General features: G+C 51.1%; 1 protein-coding gene. It reads left to right on the top strand.

Annotated elements, in window-relative coordinates:
* Positions 1-63: 63 nt before the first annotated feature.
* On the top strand, positions 64-1,227 hold a 1,164-nt coding region (locus tag AC1DT3_RS21760; RefSeq protein ID WP_477467262.1), incomplete at its 3' end, for a Hint domain-containing protein.

The raw sequence follows: 1,227 nt of genomic DNA, 5'->3' as shown, positions 1-1,227 counted from the left end.
GTTGGCGGATACGAAGGCGCAGTTCTTCCTACGGACAATGTTGGCGCGAAGCTCCGCGCAATAATGAAAGAGATCGAGATTCGGAACGCAGTTGATTCCGTTCCGGACCCTGCGTCAACGGGCAGCATTTCAACCTCGGGCGATGCTGCGCAGTCATTATTCAGTTGCTTTGCTGCGGGCACGCCAATTCTCATGGCGAACCGTTCTTATAAGGCGATCGAGCATGTCGAGGTGGGAGACTTTGTGCTTGCGTTCGATCCACTCGCGGATTTGGGGCGCGGCCGTTTGGTCCCATCTCGAGTTTCAAATACTTTCTCAGGCTATACCGATGAATGGGTTGTTTTGAGTGACGACGGAATACACGGACAAAAGCTGATAGCTACTCCTGGGCACAGATTTCTCTGTGACGACGGCAGTTTCAGGCGTCTTGATGACATTGTCGCCGGAGATTGGAAGCTTATCAATATTGACGGTGGCGTGCTTTCTCCGGCGTACGAGTCCGTTGCCAACCCCAATGCTCAATTTGATTCCGCGTTGCCAACACTCTCTGAAAGCACATCCCTTTCTCTCACAGGTGACAAAACGCTTGGTTGGATGACCTTCAATATCGAGGTTGAAGATAACCACACATACGTCGCAGCAGGTGTGCGTGTACACAACGAGTCAATTCCGCATTTTCTCCCAAAGGGCGCAGAGATTATTTGGATTGGCGGTGACGAAGGCGATGGGATTCCGCGTGACGTAATTTACCAGCGCGCGGACGGCGCGATCGTGAATGTTGATGGGACTTCTGATCCAAATGGCAACACCGTTCGCACTAAGGAAACAATCAGCATCCCCTCGTCATCAATTCAAGGAAATGGGGTTGAAGTTGTTCAGAACCGATATTTTTCCGGGGATCACGAAGTCAGAAGAGAGATCACGCATTTCGAATACGCAGGAAATGTCGTTCAGCTGGAGCAGATTGGCAACACGTTCGGCTCTGTCCTTGGCACTGCGCTTTTCGATCAGAATGGCGAAAATGGGAAGCCGAATGACATCCTTAAGAATGTAGCGGCTAGCACGATTATTGGGACGCTCGGTCAGAACCTCGGAGAGCTGCTCCAGAAGAGTTTTGACATCTCGACGTCGATTATTGATCTGAAGCCCGGATCCGCGGATCCCCTTTCCGATGCGCTGAAAATAACCTTTGGCGATTTGGACATCGATCTGGCCACTAATTTACAG

The sequence above is a fragment of the Microvirga sp. P4_G7 genome (assembly GCF_056401005.1).
This window is presented reverse-complemented; position numbering and strand designations above follow the sequence as displayed.